Origin of the sequence: Limnobacter humi, from assembly GCF_024518835.1 — a bacterium.
Lineage (GTDB): Bacteria > Pseudomonadota > Gammaproteobacteria > Burkholderiales > Burkholderiaceae_B > Limnobacter > Limnobacter humi.
The window spans coordinates 217,183-236,782 of the sequence record NZ_JANIGO010000005.1 but is presented as its reverse complement, the minus strand read 5'-3'; the positions used below and the strand labels follow the sequence as shown (position 1 = coordinate 236,782).

19 protein-coding genes are annotated in these 19,600 nt (G+C 57.4%); 8 read left to right on the top strand and 11 right to left on the bottom strand.

Going from position 1 to position 19,600, the window contains the following annotated elements; genetic code table 11:
* The coding region (locus tag NQT62_RS14315) for a hypothetical protein (protein WP_256765417.1) at positions 1-197 on the top strand (197 nt) is incomplete at its 5' end.
* A 169-nt stretch (positions 198-366) separates the two neighbouring features.
* Here NQT62_RS14315 and NQT62_RS14310 read toward each other — a convergent pair.
* The gene (locus NQT62_RS14310; protein WP_256765416.1) at positions 367-1,143 is read right to left on the bottom strand and encodes an enoyl-CoA hydratase; all 777 of its coding nucleotides are present in this window, start codon (positions 1,141-1,143) and stop codon (positions 367-369) included.
* Positions 1,144-1,294: 151 nt separating this feature from the next.
* Between NQT62_RS14310 and NQT62_RS14305 the strand changes: the two genes are divergently transcribed.
* Genes NQT62_RS14305 through NQT62_RS14285 form a run of 5 tightly spaced genes read left to right on the top strand, consistent with a single transcriptional unit; the run spans position 1,295 to position 6,784 of the window.
* The gene (locus tag NQT62_RS14305; protein ID WP_256765415.1) at positions 1,295-2,041 is read left to right on the top strand and encodes an SDR family oxidoreductase; all 747 of its coding nucleotides are present in this window, start codon (positions 1,295-1,297) and stop codon (positions 2,039-2,041) included.
* A gap of 60 nt (positions 2,042-2,101) precedes the next feature.
* Complete coding sequence (locus NQT62_RS14300; RefSeq protein WP_256765414.1) at positions 2,102-3,430, top strand: FAD-binding domain-containing protein; 1,329 nt, start codon at positions 2,102-2,104, stop codon at positions 3,428-3,430.
* Complete coding sequence (locus NQT62_RS14295; RefSeq protein ID WP_256765413.1) at positions 3,427-3,909, top strand: DUF3429 domain-containing protein; 483 nt, start codon at positions 3,427-3,429, stop codon at positions 3,907-3,909. The genes NQT62_RS14300 and NQT62_RS14295 overlap by 4 nt, the downstream gene beginning before the upstream one ends.
* 51 nt (positions 3,910-3,960) lie before the next feature.
* Positions 3,961-4,944, top strand: coding sequence for an acrylyl-CoA reductase (NADPH) (gene acuI / locus NQT62_RS14290; RefSeq protein WP_256765412.1), 984 nt, complete (start codon positions 3,961-3,963; stop codon positions 4,942-4,944).
* Positions 4,945-4,948: 4 nt separating this feature from the next.
* Entirely contained in the window at positions 4,949-6,784 is a 1,836-nt protein-coding gene (locus NQT62_RS14285; protein ID WP_256765411.1) for a M61 family metallopeptidase, read from the top strand.
* Between the two features lie 9 nt (positions 6,785-6,793).
* On the opposite strand, the gene trpC is transcribed toward NQT62_RS14285, so the two are convergent.
* From trpC to rpe, 7 genes are all read right to left on the bottom strand, one after another.
* The gene (gene trpC, locus NQT62_RS14280) at positions 6,794-7,582 is read right to left on the bottom strand and encodes an indole-3-glycerol phosphate synthase TrpC (protein WP_256765410.1); all 789 of its coding nucleotides are present in this window, start codon (positions 7,580-7,582) and stop codon (positions 6,794-6,796) included.
* 22 nt (positions 7,583-7,604) lie between these two features.
* Positions 7,605-8,642 carry an anthranilate phosphoribosyltransferase gene (trpD, locus tag NQT62_RS14275; RefSeq protein WP_256765409.1) on the bottom strand — a complete coding sequence of 346 codons (1,038 nt, stop codon included), beginning with the start codon at positions 8,640-8,642 and terminating at the stop codon, positions 7,605-7,607.
* A 21-nt stretch (positions 8,643-8,663) separates the two neighbouring features.
* Positions 8,664-9,248, bottom strand: a complete 585-nt coding sequence (locus NQT62_RS14270; protein WP_256765408.1) for an aminodeoxychorismate/anthranilate synthase component II — start codon at positions 9,246-9,248, stop codon at positions 8,664-8,666.
* A 100-nt stretch (positions 9,249-9,348) separates the two neighbouring features.
* Positions 9,349-9,996 (bottom strand): response regulator, encoded by a 648-nt coding sequence (locus NQT62_RS14265; RefSeq protein ID WP_256765407.1) that lies wholly within the window; start codon positions 9,994-9,996, stop codon positions 9,349-9,351.
* A gap of 120 nt (positions 9,997-10,116) precedes the next feature.
* Complete coding sequence (gene trpE, locus NQT62_RS14260; RefSeq protein ID WP_256765424.1) at positions 10,117-11,619, bottom strand: anthranilate synthase component I; 1,503 nt, start codon at positions 11,617-11,619, stop codon at positions 10,117-10,119.
* On the bottom strand, positions 11,619-12,308 hold the full coding sequence (locus NQT62_RS14255) for a phosphoglycolate phosphatase (RefSeq protein ID WP_256765406.1): 690 nt from the start codon (positions 12,306-12,308) through the stop codon (positions 11,619-11,621). The genes trpE and NQT62_RS14255 overlap by 1 nt, the downstream gene beginning before the upstream one ends.
* The gene (gene rpe / locus NQT62_RS14250; protein WP_256765405.1) at positions 12,305-13,000 is read right to left on the bottom strand and encodes a ribulose-phosphate 3-epimerase; all 696 of its coding nucleotides are present in this window, start codon (positions 12,998-13,000) and stop codon (positions 12,305-12,307) included. Before rpe ends, NQT62_RS14255 begins: the two co-directional genes overlap by 4 nt.
* Before the next feature lie 230 nt (positions 13,001-13,230).
* Here rpe and apaG point away from each other — a divergent pair, with 230 nt between their 5' ends.
* Positions 13,231-13,614 carry a Co2+/Mg2+ efflux facilitator ApaG/CorD gene (gene apaG / locus NQT62_RS14245; protein ID WP_256765404.1) on the top strand — a complete coding sequence of 128 codons (384 nt, stop codon included), beginning with the start codon at positions 13,231-13,233 and terminating at the stop codon, positions 13,612-13,614.
* Positions 13,615-13,632: 18 nt separating this feature from the next.
* On the opposite strand, the gene NQT62_RS14240 is transcribed toward apaG, so the two are convergent.
* Complete coding sequence (locus NQT62_RS14240) at positions 13,633-13,824, bottom strand: hypothetical protein (RefSeq protein WP_256765403.1); 192 nt, start codon at positions 13,822-13,824, stop codon at positions 13,633-13,635.
* Between NQT62_RS14240 and mltA the strand changes: the two genes are divergently transcribed.
* Positions 13,823-15,085, top strand: coding sequence for a murein transglycosylase A (gene mltA / locus NQT62_RS14235; RefSeq protein ID WP_256765402.1), 1,263 nt, complete (start codon positions 13,823-13,825; stop codon positions 15,083-15,085). The two genes, NQT62_RS14240 and mltA, sit on opposite strands and share 2 nt — an antisense overlap.
* Before the next feature lie 11 nt (positions 15,086-15,096).
* Here mltA and NQT62_RS14230 read toward each other — a convergent pair whose 3' ends face one another.
* Positions 15,097-16,533 (bottom strand): efflux transporter outer membrane subunit, encoded by a 1,437-nt coding sequence (locus tag NQT62_RS14230; protein WP_256765401.1) that lies wholly within the window; start codon positions 16,531-16,533, stop codon positions 15,097-15,099.
* A complete protein-coding gene (locus NQT62_RS14225) occupies positions 16,530-19,598 on the bottom strand; it encodes a multidrug efflux RND transporter permease subunit (protein WP_256765400.1) in 3,069 nt (1,022 codons plus the stop codon). The genes NQT62_RS14230 and NQT62_RS14225 overlap by 4 nt, the downstream gene beginning before the upstream one ends.
* Positions 19,599-19,600: the final 2 nt, after the last annotated feature.

Here is a 19,600-nt window from a genome sequence, read left to right as displayed (position 1 = left end):
CACGCTACAATCTTCAAATCGCTTCGAAAACCGCTTGCTTGCTTCGTTTCGCGCTGCGTGTCGTGCAGCAGAGAAACGAGATTATGCACACCTCTTTCTCACCTGTCAAACACTTTTCGGAAAAAAATGACAGAAAGGTGATGTGTACTCCATGGGTGTTTTTCACTTACAACAACAGGGCAAAAATAAGCCTCTGACGCGCAAGTATTTTTCAGACACACCCCACAAAAAAATTGAGACCCGAAGGTCTCAAAATTTTTTCAGATTTTTTGATTCTTTTATTCAAACAAGCGTTCCAAGTTGCAGCCGAGGTGCACAAAGGCGCCTTACAGGCGTCCTTGAGACTTCAATATGACCACCGTTTGATCACTTATTCTTGAATTCGGGCTTTCGCTTACCGACAAACGCCGCCATGCCCTCTTTTTGGTCTTCCGTTGCAAACAAACTATGGAACATCCGGCGCTCGAACAGCATACCCTCGGACAACGGGCCCTCGAATGCGCGGTTCACGCTTTCCTTGGCCATCATGACGGATGGGATGGAATAGGCAGCAATCACGGTAGCCGCTTCCAGCGCTTCGTCCAGACAACGATCCGCCGGCACCACCCGAGATACCAAGCCAGCACGCTCGGCTTCGGCGGCGTCCATCATCCGGCCTGTTAGACAGAGGTCCATCGCTTTGGCTTTGCTGACCGCGCGGGGCAAACGCTGCGTGCCTCCTGCACCGGGGATGATGCCTAGCTTGATCTCTGGCTGACCAAACTTTGCTGTGTCCGCGCAAATAATGAAGTCGCACATCATGGCGAGTTCGCAGCCACCGCCCAATGCAAAGCCCCGAACAGCGGCGATCACCGGCTTGCGAACGGATTTGATGGTTTCCCAGTTGCGCGTGATGTATTCGCCTTTGTAGACATCCATGTAGGAATAATTGGCCATGGCCGCGATGTCTGCACCCGCCGCAAAGGCCTTGTCACTGCCGGTGACGACCATCGCACCAATATTGTCATCGGCATCAAAGCCAGACAGCGCCTGCCCCAGCTCGGTCATGAGCTGGTCATTCAGCGCGTTGAGCACCTGGGGACGGTTCAGGCGCACTAGGCCAACCTTGCCGATGGTTTCCACAAGAATGCATTCATAAGTCATGGGCGTCTCCTCATTGATCTAAGCCATGTGAATTTTGTGAAAAAGTCTACCCTGAGGACGCCCTGACCGCGATCGCCCGTGAATCTTGTCGTGACTTTATTTTCTGTCTAGGACAAAATACGAAAATAATAGGTGGTTTGGGAGATTTTGGGTGAATTCACATATTTTTGTCATGGGCGCAAACAGTGCCATCGCCCAACAATTGATTCGACGCTGTCGCGCTGCTGGACAAGCGGTTGTGGCCGCAGGCCGGAATCGATCTGCGCTGCAGGCGTTGTATGGCGATGATGAGGGTGTGATGCTGCTTGAGATTCAAGCCACCGACCCAGCGTCGGTCGAGGCGGGATTTTCCACCTTGCAGAACCAGGGCGTTGCTGTGCAGGGCTACGCGCATTGCGTGGGTTCAATTTTGGTGGCACCACTGATCAAGACTTCTGCCGCCCAGCTCCATGATGTGCTGTCGGTGAACCTGCTGTCTGCCTGCCACGGACTGAAGGAATTTTTGAAACTGGCCAAGCAACAGGGCCAGGGCGGCAGCGCAGTGTTGATATCCACCTGCGCCACAGGCATTGGCGTGGCCAATCATGAAGCGATTGCAGCCGCCAAGGCTGGGATCGAGGGACTGGCGCGAAGCGCCGCCGCCACGCACGCAGTCGATGGAATTCGTGTGAATGCCGTAGCCCCGGGCTTGACGGACAGTCCGATGGCCCAGGCTTTCCTGAAAAGCGACGTGATGCGTGCTGCCAGTGAAAAGCAATACCCGCTGCATGGCGTGAACACACCGGACGACGTGGCTGGTGCTATGCATTGGCTGCTGAGCGAGGACGCCCGTCGGATTACGGGCATGGTGATGAACGTGGACGGGGGCTTTCGCAACACCCGTCCGCTGGTGAAATAAGCGACTCGACTGCGCAGGCAGACACCTCAATTGCAAAAAAACGGCAAGGGCCTCACCTTTATGCAACAACGATTCCTTCCCGATTTTGCGCCCACACGGCAGGCAGCCTTGACTGTGCTGGCCAGGGTCAACCCGCTGGCGTACAGCAAAACCCGCAATTTTCTGGATGGCGCGGTAACCCATTTGGCACCTTGGATTACGCATGGCTTTATTAGCGTGCGTGAGGCAACCCAGGCCATTCACCAAAGACATCCGTTGAGCTTTGAAGACAAGCTGGTGTTTGAATTTGCCTGGCGAGAATTTTTCAAACATGTGCATGGTGAACTGGGGGACGGCATTCTGAAGGATGTACGTCGCCCGGTGTGGGGCGGGCGCTACGCCACGGACATGCCTGCCGACATTCTGGAAGCCCGCACCGGCGTTGCGGCGATTGACGCTGGGGTACAGCAATTGTATGAAACCGGCTACATCCACAACCACACACGCATGTGGATTGCGTCGTACACGGTGCACCTGCGTAAGGTACATTGGCGAGCTGGGGCCGACTGGATGTACGCCCATCTGCTGGATGGCGACTTGGCGTCCAACCATTTGAGTTGGCAGTGGGTGGCGGGCACATTCAGCCACAAGCCCTATGTCTTCAATGCCGAGAATGTTCGCAAATACGCGCGGCACCTGGATTGCAGTGGAACATGCATCGACACCGACTATGAAAGCCTGGAGGCCACAGCCCGGAGCAAACGGGATGTGGGCCCCGAACGCGGCGTTCAAAGCATGGGGGCGGACATACCCCTTGTGTTGGGCAGCGGACAAAACTTTTGGGAAGAGCTGGACAAACTGACGCAGACGATCCAACCGAACGACCAGCCGTGGGCTTTCTGGGTCGATACGCGCCAGGTTGGCGATGACGGCGCCACGCTGCTGAACGTCACTGGATTACAACCAGGCGATACGGTCCGCTGGGTACACCCCTGGGACCTTGGATGCCTTCAAAGCCAAGACGGCATGACCAAAATTGGCGTGCTGGATGCGGCGTTTCATGCGGACCACCCCTGGAGCGAGCGTCGTTGGCGCTTTGTGCTAGAGCCCATGCGTCGGCATTGCCAATCGATACTTGTGGTGGACAGCCGACGCAGTGGTGCAATGAGCCAGTTGCGGCACAGCCTCATGCCAGCTGGAATCCAGGGAGAGATGGCGTGGACATTAAACCCGGGCTATAACAAGCTGACGCAATTACTGCCAGCCCAATGGAGCAAACAAGCCAATTTGCTACCCAACCCTGGCAGCTTTCAGCAAAGTTTTTCGAGGTTTTATCGGGAGGCCACCAGCATGGTCGGTTCGCTGGATGAGGCACTGGGTGAATTGGCACTGGAGAGTCAACAACCATGACAGACAAAACACCCAGCCGCTGGATGGATATTTTGGGTTATGCCGGGCTGATTCCTTTTTGGGGATTGGCCGTGCTCACTGCAATCCATCACGGCACTGAGGCAGGGGCGGACTATGCCCATATCAACTTGCTATATGCCTTGTGCATCGTTTCCTTCTTGGGGGCGGTTCATTGGGGCTTGGCCTTGACGCAGTCCAACCTGCAACACCCGACCTACCTGGCTGGCCTGACGCCTGCCGAATTTGAGACTCGAAGCTTCGTGTGGGGCGTGACGCCGTCCCTTTTGGCATGGATCGCTGCTGCATTTTCGCCCACGGAGGCCACCTTGTGGGTTTTGACAGGAATTTTGGCGTTGGTGTGGCTGGTCGACCAAGCCATGCTCAAGCCACTCAAAGGCTTTACACGCTACTTGAGATTGCGAAACCACCTCACGATTGGCGCCACGCTGGGGTTGGCCCTGACGGCTTGGTTCGCATAAATGGTGTAGTCTTTGGCAGGTTGAAATGACTACAGAGAAGCCGGAGACAACATGTTCAAAGCAGTATTCCTACAAAAAAACGATCAAGGCGAATTCAAAGCCAGCATTGAAGAATTGAGTGAAAGCCAGTTGCCCGACAACGGTGACGTGCTGGTTGAGATCTCGCATTCAACCCTGAATTACAAAGACGGCCTGGCGATTTGTAACAAGTCGCCTGTGGTGCGGCAATGGCCCATGGTGGCTGGCATTGATGGTGCCGGTACTGTACTGGAAAGTAAGCACCCCCGTTTCAAGACGGGTGATGCAGTTATCCTGAACGGATTTGGTGTGGGTGAAACCCATTGGGGCTGCCTGGCGGGCAAAGCCAAGTTGAAAGGCGACTGGCTGATTCACCGCCCTGCCGGTTTGAGTGCGGAACAAACCATGGCGATTGGCACGGCTGGCTATACAGCCATGCTGTGTGTGCTGGGATTGGAAAAATCTGGCGTTAAACCTGAGCATGGTGAAATTTTGGTGACCGGCGCCACCGGTGGCGTGGGTTCAGTGGCGATCGCCTTGTTGAGCAAATTGGGCTACACGGTGGTGGCCACCAGCGGCAAGCCCGAGCAAGCGGAGTTCCTCACAAGCCTGGGTGCCCACGAGGTGCTGGACCGCAACACAATCAGCGCTGCGGGCAAACCATTGCAGAAAGAACGCTGGGCGGGCGTGGTGGATTGCGTGGGTTCGCACACCCTGGCCAATGCCTGCGCACAAACCAAATATGGCGGTACTGTGACCGCCTGCGGCTTGGCACAAGGGATGGACCTGCCATCTTCCGTGGCGCCATTCATTCTGAGAGGCGTGACATTGAAAGGCATTGATTCGGTGATGGCACCGATTGCCGTTCGTGAAGAGGCCTGGGCAAGGCTCGCCAAAGACCTGGACTTGAACAAACTGTCCAAGTTGTCGCGGGTGATTTCACTGGAAGACAGTTTGAATGTTGCCGCCCAGATTATGGCTGGCAGCAACACTGGCCGTGTGGTGGTGAAGGTTTAAAGACATGCTGAAGTACACCGTCCGGGTGGCTGACCCCAAAGGCCACTATCTGCATGTGTCTCTGGCCTTCGAATGGCCGGGCGGCTCACTGGATCAACCGGTGCTGAGTCTTCCGGCGTGGATCCCAGGCAGCTACATGATTCGGGAGTTTTCCCGGCACGTGATTTCAGTTCAGGCGCAGGTTGACGGTAAACCGCTGGCCGTGCAAAAGCTGAACAAAGATCACTGGCAATTGATGCTGAGCTCACCGAATGAGCCCGGCCAAATCACGTGTGAGTGGACAGTGTATTGCTGGGACCTGTCGGTTCGCGGCGCACATGTGGATGAGACCCATGCTTTTTTCAATGGCACCAGCCTGTTTTTGTGCCCCAAAGGCCTGGAGCAACAACCCATTGAGCTCACACTGACCAAAGCGGCTGACTGTCGACAAGCGCAGTGGACGGTGGCCACCGGACTGGCTGTGGTGCAACACGACGGATTTCTGGACAAGACCGGGTTTGTCGTGTTGGCTACAGGACAGTCTGCCACCTACAGCGCGCGTGACTATGACATGCTGATCGACCACCCGGTTGAGATGGGCGAGCTGGTGGTGGGGACCTTTGAGGCTTGCGGTGTTCACCATGCATTGGTTGTGTACGGGGCAGACTCAGACGCCGATGTCACTCGGATTTGTGACGACCTGAAACCCGTGTGCGAAACGCAAATTGCCTTGTTTGACCCTGAACAAAAGCAAGCACCTTTCGGGCGGTATTGTTTTTTGCTGCACGCCACGGACAAAGGTTATGGAGGCCTGGAGCATCGAAACAGCACAGCACTGCTGTGCGCGCGGGCTGACTTGCCCCAACGGGGCGTGGCCGAGGCCCCCAAGGGCTATGAGGAATTTCTGGGCTTGTGCAGTCACGAGTATTTCCATTCGTGGAATGTGAAGCGCATGAAGCCAGCCGTGTTTCTGCCGTATGACTTGACCCAGGAAAATTACACACGATTGCTGTGGATTTTTGAAGGTTTTACCTCCTACTACGATGACCTTATGCTGGTGCGGGCTGGCAAGATGGACGAGATGGCCTATCTGAAGGCCTTGGGAAGAACGATTAGCCAGGTGCTGAAGAACCGGGGGCGATTGGTACAAAGTGTGGCCGACAGCTCACTGGATGCGTGGACCAAATACTATCGGCAAGACGAAAACGCACCCAATTCGGTGGTGAGTTACTACACCAAAGGCGCGTTGATTGCATTCTGCCTAGACAGCCATTTGCGGGCCAGCACACAGGGGCGGCGCAGCCTGGATGATGTCATGCGCCTCATGTGGGCAAAAAAGGGTACTGAACAATCAGGCCTGGAAGAATCCGAATTTCCAGCGTTGGTACAGGAAGCCACCGGCGTGGATGCAGGCGCACTGATTCAACAGTGGGCCTACAGCACCGATGAGCTGCCTCTGCAGGAGAGCCTGCGTGCGTGTGGTTATGTGTTGGACGCCAAGGCCGCAGAGAGCCCGGTCTTTGTGGGCATGAATGTCCAATTTTCTGCAGAAGGTGTTCAGGTGAAGCAGGTGTTAAACGGCAGCCCGGCCCATGCTGCGGGATTGTCCGCAGGGGATGTGGTGGTGGCGCTGGATGAACGCAAAGCCACCGAGAGCCAGTACAAACGCCGACTGGCCAGTGCACAACCCGGTGACACGGTAACGCTGCTGGGTTTTCGGGCAGAACGACTCATGCAATTCACCTTGGTGCTGGATGCAGCACAACCCACCGAATGGATGGTGCGCAAGGATGAGTCGCTGAAGGCTGCAATCGCAGCGCCCTGGTGTGTGCAGGACACCGAGGCGGTTCGGGCGGCTTGAGCTGTGCCTTTATGCGAAGAGCTCGGCCAAGGCCTCGCCCGGCGATGAAGCGCGCATGAAGGCTTCACCCACCAGAAATGCATGAACACCATGGCTGCGCATGCGCTGAACATCATCAACGGTTGTAATGCCGCTTTCGGTGACCAGCAGGTGCTGTTCACCCACTTTGTGACGCAAGGCCAGTGTGGTGTCGAGCGACACTTCAAACGTGCGCAAGTTGCGGTTGTTCACACCCACCAATGGTGTTTTCATCTGCAAGGCGATGTCCATTTCAGCATCATCATGTACTTCCACCAAGACATCCATGCCAAGCTCGTGGGCACAACTTTCAAGTTCAAGCAACTGGGGTAGATCCAGGGCAGAGACGATGAGCAAAATTGCGTCTGCCCCCAAGCCGCGGGCTTGAACCACTTGGTAAGTATCGATGATGAAATCTTTGCGGATGGCCGGTAAACCGCTGGCTTGGCGGGCCATGTCAAGGTACTGCGGTGCACCCTTGAAATATTGAATGTCGGTGAGCACCGAGAGACAGGTTGCGCCATGTTCGGCATAGCTTTTGGCAATCGCTTCCGGATCAAAGGGCTCTCGAAGAATGCCCTTGCTGGGACTGGCCCGCTTGACCTCCGCAATGACTGCCGGCTTGCCAGCGGCCACCGCGGCTCGCATGGCTTTGATAAACCCTCGAGCTGGCTCCAGGCGAGCCGCTTTGGTCAACCACTGCACTTCAGTCAATATTTGTTTACCCAGTGCAATTTCTTCACGTTTGGTGGCGAGGATTTTATCGAGAATGTCGCTCATGGAGACCTCTGTGTGAAACCGCTCAGCGTGAGACCGATTGGGTGAATTCGACAAACTCGCGCAGCTTGCGCAGCGCGGCCCCCGTGGACACCTGCTGGCGTGCCAGCTCTACACCCTCATGCAGACTATTGACCAGCCCCGCGGTGTACAAACCCGCAGCGCCGTTGAGCAAGACAATGTCGCCCACAGCACCACCCTTGCCTTCCAACGCATGGAAAATCTTGTCGCGGGACTCTTCCACGGACCGGGCCTTGAGATCATCGTGTGAGGCACGATGTAAACCGAAGTCCTCGGGGCGAACGGTGTAACGAGTCACAATTCCGTTGTTCAACTCGGCAACTTGGGAGTCGCATTCAATGCACAGTTCGTCCATGCCATTGTTGCCGTGAACGATGAGGGCACGCACCGAGCCCAAGCGGGCCAGAACCTGCGCTTGCAGATCGAGCAGATTGGCGCTGTACACGCCCATGACCTGACGCCTGGCCAGGGCCGGGTTGGTGAGCGGCCCCAAGATATTGAACACCGTGCGCACACCCAGTTCTTTCCGGACGGGGCCTGCAAACCGCATGGCACTGTGGTGGTTGGGGGCAAACATGAAACCGATTCCCACCGCCTGAATGCATTGGGCCACCTGCTCGGACTTTAAATTGATATTGACGCCGAGGAGTTCCAATACATCGGCACTGCCGGAATTGGAAGACACACTGCGGCCCCCATGCTTGGCCACCTGGCCACCCGCGGCGGCCAAGACAAACATGGATGCGGTGGAAATGTTAAAGGTTTGGGCGCCATCGCCGCCCGTCCCGCACAAATCAACCACTTGGCTATCGGCGGGCAACACCACGGGCGTGACCAAATCACGCATGACCTGCGCGGCGGCTGCCACCTCGTCCACTGTTTCGCCCTTGACTCGCAAAGCCACCAGAAGACCAGCCACTTGAACCGGCGTTAGACCCCCATTGAGCAATTGTTCGAATGCTTGCCGGGTGGTGTTGTAATCCAGATCGCGGCCGGCGAGAAGCTGGTTAAGGGTGGCGGAGAAGCTGAAGGACTCGGACATGGTGATGCGATGAAGATGGAGTCAGGCCGCTTGGTGACAGGCCACACGCTTTAGAAAATTGCGGAGAAGGTCATGGCCCCGATCGCTCAGAATGGATTCGGGGTGAAACTGAACGCCTTCCACATCGAACTGGCGGTGCCGCACACCCATGATTTCACCGTCGGCTGTTTCGGCTGTGATTTCCAGGCAGGCCGGCAGACTGTCACGCTCAATGGCCAGGGAATGGTACCGAATGCAGGTGAGCGGATTGGGTAAACCTTCAAACACGCCCACATTGTGGTGGTGCACTGGCGATGTTTTGCCATGCATGATGGTTTTGGCGCGCACCACCTGGCCACCAAAGGCTTCTCCGATGGCTTGATGGCCTAGGCAAACCCCCAACACAGGTACAACGCCAGCAAACCGCTGGATGATTTCGATGGACACCCCGGCTTGCGCAGGTGAACAGGGTCCAGGGGACACACACACCGCGGCGGGCTTGAGGGACAGGGCTTCATCCACCGTGATCGCATCATTGCGGACCACACGCACATCCTGACCCAGTTCGCCAAAATACTGAACCAGGTTGAAGGTGAAGCTGTCGTAATTGTCGATCATCAGGAGCATGGTGCGCCTACGAATGGAGAATAAGCCGGGATTGCTTAATTCTCCCACAGATCGACCTAAAACCGGGGCATCCAGCGCAACAAGCGGTTTCAAGAGCCCACTAGCCGACCAACAATGGCAATAAGCCGGTGCAGTGACTGTTCAATGCCGCCAGAGCACTCTCGATCTCGGTGGCGCGTCGACCAGGACGCCCCAGATAGTGGCGTAGACGGGTGATGGCTTGGGTCATGGAGTGAAAACCCAGGTGGGTAGCCCTTTGGTATAGGTGCATCAACGCGCGGTCAGTCAGGTTTTCTACCCGCAACGCCGTCAAATCATCGGCGAAAACCTGAATATCCTCCACAGGGGATTGACGACCAATGCCTTGGTTCATGCGTTTGAGTTGCTCCAACACGTTGTCCATCGACGCATGGAGCACATGAGGCTGCAGGGGCTTGATGACCAGGCGCTGGGCACCGGCCGCCCGGGCCTGCAGAACCTGCTGGCGCTGCGGATGGGTTGTCATCATCACAGTGGTGGTGAAGGCCAACTGCCCCTTTTCATGGGCCAGGCGCAAGAGATGCGCCCCATCGCCATCGGGCAGATTTAACTCACAGATCACCAAGGGAATGTAATGGGGGCCTGCCAACTGGACAGCAGCGTCGTTGCATGAACTCACCCAATCTACGACACCGGGCCACTGCATTTCCAATGATTTGATCAATGCAAGCGCCGACTGGCGATCATCTTCCAAGAGCAACAGTTTCACACATCCTCCCGTTTTTTACAGGTGCACCATGCACGCCTGTAGTTAAAACGGGATGAGTACTCGGTGACTGTTCCCTGTTTGGGGGAGAGGTCCGTTCTGCTGAGGTTGAGCGACTTGGGGCTAGCTGAGCTCGCCGTCCAGTCCGTTTTGAACCAGCTCTGCAGCCCGCATGACAGCGCGGGCTTTGTTCTCGGTTTCCAGCCACTCACTGTCGGCCACGGAATCGGCCACCACACCAGCACCCGCTTGCACGTAGAGCATGTTGTCTTTCACGACACCACTGCGGATGGCAATGGCCACATCCATGGTGCCCGTGAAACTGAGGTAACCGCAAGCACCGCCATACACGCCCCGCTTCGTGGGCTCCAGTTCGTCGATGATTTCCATGGCGCGTACCTTGGGTGCACCAGACAGAGTGCCCGCCGGGAAGGTTGCACGCAACACGTCCATGGCCGACAAACCAGGCCTGAGCACACCCTGTACATTGCTCACGATGTGCATGACGTGTGAATACCGCTCAATCACCATTTTCTCGGTGACCTGTACGCTGCCGGTTTGCGCGATGCGACCGACATCATTGCGGGCCAGGTCGATCAACATCACATGCTCGGCAATTTCTTTCGGATCTGCCAACAACTCGTCGGCGAGCGCCAAATCCTGCTCGACAGTGCTCCCGCGAGGGCGTGTGCCGGCGATGGGACGCAAGGTGATGAGGGATTGTTGGTCAGCTTGCTGGTCTTGGCGAACCAGAATTTCGGGCGAGGAACCCACCACCTGGAAATCGCCAAAGTTGTAGTAAAACAGATAGGGCGATGGGTTGAGTGAGCGCAACGCGCGGTACAGAGAGAGCGCATTTTGCGTGAACCGTTTGGACAGCCGTTGGCCGATCACAACCTGCATGACATCGCCAGCCGCGATGTAATCCTTCGCTTTGGCCACCATGTCAAAGAAGTGGTCTTTGCTCATGTTGTGCTCAATCGGCGTGACCTCGGCAGCGCCACTAAGCGGGATAGACACTGGCGTGCGAAGCTGAACCATCAAGCGGTTTAGTTCAGCTGCACCCTCCTCATAGGCCTGTGCGCTGGACGGATCAACAAAGACGATGAGCTGAATCGTGCCTTTGATGTTGTCCACCACTGCCATGCGGTCGGTGAGCATCAGCAGAATATCGGGAATGCCCAGATCATCGGGCTTGCGGCTGTGTTCAAGACGGCCTTCGATGTACCGAACTGTGTCGTAACCAAAGTAACCGGCCAAGCCACCGAAAAACCGGGACGAGCCTTCAACAGACGGTACTTTAAAACGGGCGTGGTACTGCTCGATAAAAGCCAGCGGATCGCCGGAAAACTGCTCGGTCACGGTACGATGCCCCTGGCTGTCGGTGTGACTGACCTCCACGCGGTTTTCGATCACTTCCAGCGTGATGCTGGACGGCAAACCGATGAAGGAGTACCGACCGGAACGCTCGCCACCGACCACCGATTCCAGCAGGAAAGTGTTTTTTTGGTTGGCCAGTTTGAAGTAGATGGACAGCGGCGTGTCGAGGTCGGCGTAGCATCGGGCGATCAAGGGGATGCGGTTATAACCCTGTGCGACCAACGCATCAAATTCGGAGCGGGAAATCATGGATTCACCTGGATGGGCTGTTGGGCACACACGCGTTCGGCTGCCTGCAACAAGGTATTGATGTGGCCGTCGCACGGTGTGCTTTCAATGGGTCGACCTTCGTTGTAACCATACGGCAAGAGCCAACACGGCACGCCGGCTGCGCGGGCTGCTTGCGCATCATTGAGTGAGTCGCCAATAAACAGCGCCTCGCTGGGCGAGACACCCAAACGTTCGCAGGCTTTCAGCACCGGCAAGGGGTCGGGCTTTTTGCGCTCGAAAGTGTCGCCACCAATGACCACGCTGAAATAACAGGCAATGCCGCTGCGCGCCAGCAGTGGGCCTGTAAAGCGTTCAGGTTTGTTGGTTACCACCGCCAGTTTCAAACCGGCTTGCGCAAACGCCTCAAGCCCCTCAAGCACACCGGGGTAGAACTCGGCATGCTGCCCATTGATCTGTTCGTAATGGGCATGCCAAATGGCATTGGCTTTTTCAAACAGGGCGGCATCCGCGCGGCCATCCAAGCTGCCGGTCAGGCTGCGGTGAATCAGGTTTTCTGCACCCTTGCCCACATAGGTGGCCACTGTGGCCTCGTCCAGCTCCGGCAAGGCAAGGTCGCGCAACATGGCATTGACTGCGGCAGCCAGGTCGGGCACGGTGTGCAGCAAGGTCCCGTCCAGGTCAAACAGGATGGCGCGGATGCTCATGCTGCCCTCTGCGCTGCCACTCCAGCCAACTCGGCGCGCATGGCATCAATCACGGCTTTGTAATCGGGCTTGCCGAATATGGCGGAACCCGCCACAAAAGCGTCTGCGCCGGCTTTGGCAATGGCAGCAATGTTGTCGGGCTTTACGCCACCATCCACCTCGAGGCGAATGTTGTTTCCGCCGGCAGACACATGGGCGTCGATGCGACGGCGCACTTCGGCCAATTTGTTGAGGGTTTGGGGAATGAAACTTTGCCCACCAAAACCCGGGTTGACCGACATAAGCAAAACCAGGTCCAGCTTGTCCATGATGTGGTCCAGCCACTGCACAGGGGTGGCTGGGTTCAGAACCACACCGGCTTGGCAACCTTGGTCACGAATCAGGCTCAGGGTGCGGTCCAGGTGGTCGGTGCCCTCCGGGTGAACACTGATGATGTTGGCACCCGCTTTGGCAAAATCGGGAATGATTCGGTCTGCCGGGCGCACCATGAGGTGCACATCAATCGGGGCCGTGGTGTGGGGGCGTAAAGCCTCGCACACCAAGGGGCCAATGGTCAGGTTGGGCACATAGTGATTGTCCATCACATCAAAGTGAATCCAGTCTGCGCCCGCAGCAATCACATTTTTGACCTCTTCACCCAAACGGGCAAAATCGGCCGACAAAATACTGGGGGCAATCACGAAAGAATTCATGGACATCAACCTGGTGGAATGCGACATGGACACGGTGCGCAACGCACCTTGCAAAGCGCTAGTTTAATCCAAACAGGCTGCCTGACACTGCGTTGGCGACAACAGCGGGTGGGCTTCCATGCAGACGCTGCGGCAAGTCCAATTGTGAATTTGACGTTTTGGGCTCATACTGATCGACCGGAAACCCTTCACCGACGCCACGCGCCGACGAGCGCATATCAAGAGCCATTATGAGCAGCGATTCACCTTACCAGTTTGAAGTGCGTGTCAGCACCCAATTTCTTGATGAGCAAAGCGACAAGGACAAAGGGCCTTACGTGTTTGCCTACACCATTGAAATTGAGAACGTGGGCACCGCCACCGCCCAACTGGTGAGCCGTCACTGGATCATCACCGATGCCTACAAAATTGTTCAGGAAATTCGCGGCGATGGCGTGGTTGGGGAACAACCCACCCTGAAACCCGGTCAGATGTTCCAGTACACCAGCGGCTGCCCGCTACCCACGCCGGTGGGTACCATGAAAGGCGACTACACCTTTGTGGGCGAAGGCGGTGAGCAATTCCAGGTGGAAGTCCCGGAATTCATGCTGTCGATGCCACGGGTGTTGCACTGATTCTGTGCGAATTCCGCATTAAGTCTGCGGCTTGCCCGGATCAGACGATGCGGGGTCATCGTTGGGCTGACGAGCGGTCTGCGCCACGGGCTGATCAACAGCGGGTTCATCGGGTGGTGCAGCATGGTCAACCCGGGCCCGCAGCGTCCACCACATGATGAACACGATGGCGCCCAGCGCCAACACCATTTCTGCAATGAGTAACCACATGTTGATGTATTCCCTGAAAATGCGCCGTATTCAAATGTTCCGCATTGGGCGCTGGTTTTGCCAGATCACCCTGGCTGGCATTGTAGCCGGCTGCGCCACGCAATCGTTACCGCCACAGGCCCAAAAGCCGGTGAATTGTTCCTGCCCAGCCCCTGAGGAAAAACCAGCCGAGAAACCACCGGCCCTGCCTTTGCTGGAAAAGTCGAGTTTTTCGCAACTGCCGGGTTGGGCGAACACGCAAGGGCAGAAAGCCACGCTGAATGCCTTCATAGCGCAGTGTGGCGTATTGCAGCGTCGCAAAGCCACCCCAGCCGGATTGGTGGAGATGTGTAAGCGCGCATCCAGCCTCAACACCGATGAGGAGGCCCGCAACTGGATGGAGAAAGAACTGGATGTGTGGCAGCTGCAGCAGGAGGACGGTCGCAAGGAAGGCCTGTTGACGGGTTACTACGAGCCTTTGTTGAATGGCGCACGCAAGCCGGGTGGCCGCTTTGGTGTGCCCCTGTACGGCGTGCCCTCGGACTTGATCACGGTCAAGCTGGATGAGCTGGTGCCAGAGCTCAAGGGCAAACGCATTCGAGGCCGAATTGAAGGCAACACCTTGGTGCCCTATTACGACCGTGCCGAGTGGGAAACCAATGTGGGCCCACAACGCGGCAAGGTGCTGGTGTGGGTGGATGACAAACTGGACGCATTTTTGTTGCAGGTGCAGGGCTCGGGCCGTGTGAAATTGCCCGACGGCAGCGAGATCCGCTTGAGCTATGCGGACCAGAATGGCTACCCGTACAAGGCCATTGGTCGGGTGTTGGTGGAATGGGGTGAACTGACCACCGCACAGGCCACCATCCCGGGTATTCGCGCCTGGGCTGAGAAGAACCCAACCAAAGTGGACAAGCTGCTGAACAACAACCCCAGCGTGGTGTTTTTTGCGGAAAACACCGTGCTCAGCCCTGAGCAGGGCCCAATCGGCGCACTGGGCCTGCCCTTGACCGGGGAGTTCAGTCTGGCAGTGGACCGCAGCCTGGTGCCCTACGGTGCGTTAATGTGGCTGGACAGCACGAACCCACTAAACCAAAAACCAATACAACATGCTGCATTGGCCCAGGACACGGGTGGTGCAATCCGAGGCCGGGTGCGGGCGGATTATTTTTGGGGCACCGGGCATGCAGCCGGCGAGGCAGCGGGTAAAACCCGCCAAACCCTGCGGTTGTGGCTGCTGTGGCCCAAAGGTGTAGACCTGCCAAAAACTGCGAACGATTAACCTGCGAGCGACTAACGACCAGCAGCCCGCCCACCTGTGTTTTTCAACAATTGAACCACCGCAGCCACGCTGCGGTTCCACAGATTGATGCGGGCGGTTTCAGCATTCAGCTCGGCCACCTGGGCCGAGATCACCGTGAGGGCATCGGCCGTGCCCGCCTTGTATTGGTTCTCAGCCACCTCGCGGGCCAAGCGGGCCGACTGCAAGGCCTGCATTTGCGAGGCACGCTCCTCAGCCAAATAACGAATGGCTGCCAGGTTGTCTTCCACTTCCTGAAAGGCTGACAACACCGTTTGGCGATACGTGGCCGCTGTTTGATCGTACGCTGCACGGGCCTGCTCAACCTGCGCGGACCGGGCACCCGCATCAAACAGATTCAAAGCGAGTGCAGGCCCCACCGACCAGAACCGTGCCGGGGAAGCGGTGAGGTTGGTCCAACTGTTGCTGCGAAACCCGGTGCTGGCGGACAAATTCAAACTGGGGAAGTAGGCGGCACGGGCCACACCGATTTGGGCGTTGGCCGCGGCCACCTGCCGCTCGGCGGAATAGACATCAAACCGGCTGAGCAACAGTTCGGAGGGCAGTAAGTCCGGCGTGGCTGGTATGGCGGCCTGCTCGATGGACCAGCCACCACTGGGGTTCAAGGCCAGGGCTGCAGGGGCCATGCCCAGCAATACGGCGATGGCATTTTCAGTTTGTACCCGTGACAAAGTGGCTTCAGACAACTGCGTGCGGGTGTTGTTCAACACCGTGTCGGCTTGCGCCAAGTCGAGCTTGGACGCCACACCGGCATTGAGCCGGTTTTGGGTGAGGCTGCGAAACCGCGTGTAGGCTGCCACGCTGCGTTGAAGCAGGGCTTCCTGCTCCATCGAAGCCCGCCACAAAAAATAGCTTTGGGCCAACAAGGCCTGAGCACTCACCCGGGCAGAACCCACCAGCGCTGCGGCTGACTGGGCCCGGGCGTCCGCTGCGTCCACACCATTGGACAGTTTGCCCCACACGTCCACTTCCCAAGCCGCCTGGGCCGAGAGTGTGTACAGGTTGGTCACTGGCGACTGAATGACGGTGGAATTGCCCGTGTTGCCGTTGCGGCTGCGGGTGGCGCCCAGGTTGCCGTTCAAGGTGGGGAAGAGGCTGGCCCGTGCACCATCGAGTGCAGCCCGCGCACTGCGGTACTGGGCCTGTGCAATGGCAATGCCCGGGTTGTTTTGGGTGAGCTGTTCTTCCAGCTGGGCCAGGACTGGGTCGTCGAACACCACCCACCAGTCCGCACGGTACTGCACTTGCCCGGCTGTGGGGCGCCATGGGCCGTCCTGCTTGAATTCAGCGGGAACTGCGGTGCCGAGCGGGGGAGTGTTGTACGTTGGTGCCAGGCTGCAAGCGCTGACCGACAGCAACAGTGCTACAGCCCCACACCAGTGCGCAAGGCGTTTGGACAAAGCAATCATCGTTTCGACTTCCCTAGATAGCGGTCCAGCAGGATGTACACCACCGGTGTGGTGTACAGGGTCAACAGTTGGCTCATGAATAGGCCACCCACAATCGCGATGCCCAGCGGCGTGCGCAGTTCGGCACCATCCCCACTGCCCAGGGCCAGCGGCACGGCGCCCAACATGGCCGCCAAGGTGGTCATCAGAATGGGACGAAAGCGCAGCACCGCTGCCCGGTAAATGGCGGGCGCAGCCGATGAGCCTGTTCGGCGCTGCCGGTCGATCGCAAAGTCGATCATCATGATGGCGTTTTTTTTCACAATGCCGATGAGCAAGAGGACACCAATCAGCGCAATGACGCCAAACTCTTCACCGAACAGGATCAGCCCCAGCAAAGCGCCAACGCCAGCCGACGGCAAGGTGGACAAAATGGTGAGTGGGTGCACCAAGCTTTCATAAAGGATGCCCAAGACCAGGTAAATGGTCACCATGGCCGCCAAAATCAACAGCGGCTGGCTGGAGAGCGATTGCTGAAAAGCCCCCGCACTGCCTTGGAATGTGCCCCGCAGAGCCACCGGTGGCGTGAGACGATCATAAGCCTGTTGAACCGCTGCCGAGGCCTCACTGAGCGAATAGCCGGGTGCCAAACCAAAACTGATGGTGGAGGATGGAAAGCCACCATCGTGACTGACGGACAAGGGCGCATTGCCCGGCACCACCCGGGCAAAGGCCGACAGTGGCACTTGCCCGCCATCGGGCGTGGAGAAGCGAATGGCCTTCAGGCTTTCTGGCCCTTGCAGATAAAACTCGTTGAGCCCCAACACCACCCGGTATTGGTTCAAGGGATTGTAGATGGTTGACACCAAACGCTGCGAAAACGCGTTGTTCAACGTGGTGTCAATGTCACGCACACTCAGGCCAAAACGGGCAGCAGCATCGCGATCAATCACGAGGTTATTTTGCAAACCCTTGTCTTGTTGATCGGTGTCAATGTCCACCAACTGCGGCAAGGCTGACATGGCATCGCGGACTTTGGGCTCCCAATCGCGCAGCACGCTCAAGTCATCGGCCAGCAAGGTGAATTGAAACTCGGAACTGGTTTGACGCCCGCCAATGCGGACATCCTGCGCGGGTGTGAGGAACAACGAAGCGCCCGGCACATGGGCCAATTGCTTGCGCAGCCGCCCGAGCACTTCCACCATTTTTGCGCTGCGCTCCTTCAAGGGTTTAAGCGTGACGAACATAAAGCCACCATTGCGGCGCCCCCCACCCACAAAGCCCACCACTGCCGACACATCAGGGTCGGCTTGCACAATCGCCATGAGCTGGTTCATTTTGCCTTCCATGGCCTGGTAGGAAATGCTTTGATCACCACGAATGAAACCCAACAAACGACCGGTGTCCTGTTGAGGAAAAAAGCCCTTGGGAATGTGAATGTAGAGGTACACATTGAGTGCCACCGTGGCCAGCAACAGGACCATGACCACACAGGCGTGACGAATGGACCAGGCCAGGCTTTTTCGGTAACCCCGACGAATCGCTCGTAAACCACTGTCCACCCATGCCATGAAACGGCTGAAGCGCCCGGCCGAAGGCGATGGATCCGAGGGCTTCAGCAGATACGCAGCCATGGACGGTGTGAGCGTGAGCGACACCACCAGCGACACCACAATGGCTGCCGACAAGGTGACTGCAAACTCGCGGAAGAGCCGCCCCACAATGCCGCCCATCAACAACACCGGAATGAACACCGCGATGAGCGACAGGCTAATTGAGATGACGGTAAACCCAATTTCGCGAGACCCGTCCAGTGCTGCACGGTAGGCCGATTTTCCACGCTCCATGTGACGGACGATGTTTTCCTGCACCACAATGGCGTCGTCCACCACGAAGCCGGTGGCCACCACAATGGCCATCAACGAGAGGTTGTCCAGGCTGTAGCCCAGCAAATACATAATGGCAAACGTGCCAATCAATGAAACGGGCACGGCCACACTGGGAATAACCGCGGCGCGCCATTTTTTGAGGAACAGCAACACCACCATCAACACCAGGGCCACTGAAATCAACAGCGTTTTTTCCACTTCTTTCAGCGAGCCGCGAATGGTGGGCGTGCGGTCCAACACCACATCCACACTGATGGCCGCCGGCACCATGGCTCGCAGCTTGGGCAGCAACTCACGAATGCGGTCCACTGTGCCAATGATGTTGGCACCGGGCGAACGATACACCACCAACACCACTGCCGGCTTGCCGTTGGCGGCACCATAGGTGCGAATGTCCTGCACTGAATCAGACACGCGTGCCACATCCTGCAACTGGATGGCGGCACCATGTTGGTAACGCACCACCAAGGGCTTGTATTCATCGGCTTCTCTAGACTGACTGTTCAGCCCGATTTGCCAATAATGGTCGACGCTTTCGACCAAACCCACCGGGCGGTTGGTGTTGGAGTTGGCAATCGTATTGCGCACATCTTCCAGGCTAAGGCCTTTGGCCGACAGGCGGTTGGGGTCAACATCCACCCGTACAGCGGGCAATGCACCACCGCCAATGTTGACCTGCCCCACCCCATCAATTTGCGACAAGCGCTGCGAGAGGATGGTGGAAGCATAGTCGTACAACTCGCCGCGCGTGTGGTGCTCAGAGGTGAGAGCGAGAATAAGAATCGGAGAATCCGCCGGGTTGACCTTTCGATAGGTGGGATTGCTGGGCAAACCCGAGGGCAGCAGTGAGCGGGATGCATTGATGGCGGCTTGAACTTCTCGTGCTGCACCGTCAATGTCGCGGTCCAGATCAAACTGAATGGTGATGCCAGTGCTGCCCTGCGTACTGTTGGAGGTGATCTCGGTCACCCCCGCAATGCGCCCCAGGGCCCGTTCCAGTGGGGTGGCCACCGTGGCAGCCATGGTTTCAGCACTGGCACCGGGCAAGCTGGCCTGTACGCTGATGGTGGGAAAATCCACCTGCGGCAAAGGCGCTACTGGCAAGGCGAAAAAACCGAGAATGCCAGCCAACACCACACCCAGACTGAGCAAGACAGTGGCCACCGGCCGATGGATGAAAATGGCCGAAAACCCCATGC